The 2,677-nt window shown below is 49.7% G+C and carries 4 protein-coding genes; all 4 read right to left on the bottom strand.

All coding sequences use genetic code 11. The annotated features are described in order from the left end of the window. Window positions 1-252: 4-Cys prefix domain-containing protein (locus RMO52_RS15965; protein ID WP_310416059.1), on the bottom strand; the 252-nt coding region annotated here is incomplete at its 3' end. A gap of 68 nt (window positions 253-320) precedes the next feature. Continuing rightward, window positions 321-911 (bottom strand): rod shape-determining protein MreD, encoded by a 591-nt coding sequence (gene mreD, locus RMO52_RS15960; protein ID WP_310416056.1) that lies wholly within the window; start codon window positions 909-911, stop codon window positions 321-323. 17 nt (window positions 912-928) lie between these two features. Beyond that, window positions 929-1,750 carry a rod shape-determining protein MreC gene (gene mreC / locus RMO52_RS15955; RefSeq protein ID WP_309739008.1) on the bottom strand — a complete coding sequence of 274 codons (822 nt, stop codon included), beginning with the start codon at window positions 1,748-1,750 and terminating at the stop codon, window positions 929-931. Window positions 1,751-1,860: 110 nt separating this feature from the next. After that, on the bottom strand, window positions 1,861-2,677 hold an 817-nt coding region (locus tag RMO52_RS15950; protein WP_310416053.1), incomplete at its 5' end, for a rod shape-determining protein.

Raw genomic sequence — 2,677 nt, 5'->3', positions numbered from 1 at the left:
AAACAATTCGCCAGCTTTTTGAGTTGCTGTAGTCCCTTCCACCTGTGGAAAAAATTGCTTGATTACGCAAAAAGGTTTCGATGGTTTGTCTTCATCGATCGCTTTAAATGTCCGTCCAAATCCACCTTGCCCGATCGGTTCTACGGCTAAATAGCGATCGCGCAACCGCAATCTCAGCCCACAATTGCGACAAAAGTTACTCTGAGGCGGATTTTGGGGATGCAGGCAACTCGGGTTGAGACAATAACTCATGAAACTACCCTCATCCTTCCCTCTGAATAAATCGGTGAATGCTTGACACTGCCGTGACGCTTGAAAAATTAAGCCAACTTATTTGCAAGCATTTTCTGCCAACAAAGCTGGAGTGGATAGTAAAGGATCGGCATCCATAAGCCGCTCAGCACCGCTGTAATTAGCATCGACGGACATTGGTTAGTCCAGATATGATTCAAGCTGTCTAAGCTGACTTCTGGCGATCGCGCGATCGCTGTTTCGAGCAGATATTGCAATCCCGTGACAGCTTCACTAACGATCGTCAAGCCAAATGCCGCGATGCTGGCACTGAACACTGTATCGTCCAGATAGCGGCGCTTGTGCAGCATAAATACCAGCACGCTCACAGTGGTTAAACTCAGTACGTGAGTAGGGACGGTTCCCAGGATATCCGTACTCGTAAATGTCATCCCGTCCTGAATCAACCCGAGGACGATCCCGGCTGTAGCTGCGTGCCATAGCGATCGATGTAGACTCCAGGCGACCAGCCACATCACCAGCCAGCTAGGGCCGACGCCAAAAATTTCCATTCCCGGCAATCGCGTCGGTAACAACATCAAACACAAACCAGCAGAACCAACTACAGTGAGGAAGTAAAGTCCATTCCGAACTAGAGGGTGCAAATTATCGATATTCATGACGAGCAATTTAGCAACTAGCGGAGTTGGGTTGGTGGTTTAGTCAGCGCTGGCTGACTTGGTTTAGCGACTGGCTTAATAGCTTCGGCTGGTACTGCCCGAGGATCGTGAGGATGAACTGTTACCCATTCTAAAGCATTAAAGGGGGCGGTAAATTCGACGATCGCTTCTGGCGCGGGAGATTTATTTAAATTTAGATCGATTACTTTACCAACAGTCAATCCAGTCGGAAATAACTGACTCACAGCCGAAGTCGCGACGACATCACCAACTTTCACCGCCGGACGTTTGTCAAAAAACTGAAGTACCGCCTGATTGCTGCGGGTGCCTTGAAGGATGCCCATATTCCGGGTGCGGCTGATGAGGACGCCCATCCGATTGCTAGGATCGCTGACGAGTAGGACGCGACTGGTGTGTGGTGAGACAGCTACTATTCTACCAACAACGCCACCAGTACCCACGACGATATGGTCGATCGCGATCCCATCGGCACTCCCGCGCCCGATGACCACCTGCTGCCACCAATTATCGGCACTATGTAATAAGATTGGAGCCAAGATTCCTTTGGTCGGAACGGTCGCGCTGTAGTTAGCTAACTGCTTGAGTTGTTGATTTTGATTTTTCAACTCTTGGACTTCATTTTGGAGTTGCTCGACACCCGCAGTTTTGAGATAGTCGATCTGTTTTGCTTTGGGCTGGAATGGTTGCGAGAGTGTATGGTAAGCTTCAAAAACCAACGCGTTTTGCGTTTGCAACACTAGATAAGTCGCACCGATAATTGTCCCAAACCCAGCTAATTTGAGGGCGTTTTTATCCCACCAGCGGCGCAGAGTAAACATAGTTCGTTGGTTGTTGGTTGTTATTTGTTAGTTATCAGTTATTAATTACTAGAAAATGAGAATTAGGGTTTTGGAAATTTTGATAATTTCTCCGCCACCCTCACTCTCGATTAGAGACTGCGCGAGCGACCACTAAAGACTCGTTCCATATTTTTGAAGTCTTCAAGTACTTTGCCAGTACCCAAAACGACGCAGGTGAGCGGATCGTTGGCAATGTGCGTCACGATCCCGGTTTCATGACTGATCAGGGTATCGATGCCGCGCAGCAGCGCACCGCCACCCGCCAACATGATGCCGCGATCGATAATATCCGAAGCAAGTTCGGGCGGAGTCCGTTCTAGCGTCCGCTTGACCGCTTCGATAATCGTCGAAAGCGGTTCGGACATACTTTCCCGGATTTCGGGGCCTTTAATCGTCACTGTCCGGGGTAATCCAGACAACAGATGCAAGCCGCGAACTTCCATTGTCGTGTCGTTATCCTCGGGTGTAGGATAAGCCGAACCAATTTGGATCTTGATTTCTTCGGCTGTCCGTTCCCCAATTACGAGGTTGTGGACTTTCTTCATGTAGTTGACGATCGAATCACTCAATTCGTCGCCAGCGATTCGCACCGATTCACTGATCACCGAGCCTTGTAAACTCATCACAGCGACTTCAGTCGTACCACCACCGATATCGACGATCATGCTCCCCGTCGGCTCTGCCACAGGTAAACCCGCACCGATAGCCGCTGCAATCGGTTCGTCGATCAAGAATACTTCACTAGCGCCAGCTTGAAGTGCGGCGTCCATCACTGCGCGCCGTTCGACTGCCGTGACACCACTGGGAATCCCGATTACCAATCGGGGTCGGATCACATTACTACCTTCATTAGCCTGCTGAATGAAATGCTTCAACATCACCTCGGCGGTATCAAAGTCAGCAATC

Origin of the sequence: Chamaesiphon sp. OTE_8_metabat_110 (assembly GCF_031382685.1) — a bacterium.
Classification (GTDB): domain Bacteria; phylum Cyanobacteriota; class Cyanobacteriia; order Cyanobacteriales; family Chamaesiphonaceae; genus Chamaesiphon.
Note: the sequence above shows the minus strand (reverse complement) of the source record. Positions and strands in the feature narration are given on the sequence as shown.

Excerpts from the sequence above, each read along its gene's own strand:
- mreD (WP_310416056.1), bottom strand. The coding sequence starts at position 911 with ATGAATATCGATAATTTGCACCCTCTAGTTCGGAATGGACTTTACTTC.
- mreC (WP_309739008.1), bottom strand. The coding sequence starts at position 1,750 with ATGTTTACTCTGCGCCGCTGGTGGGATAAAAACGCCCTCAAATTAGCT.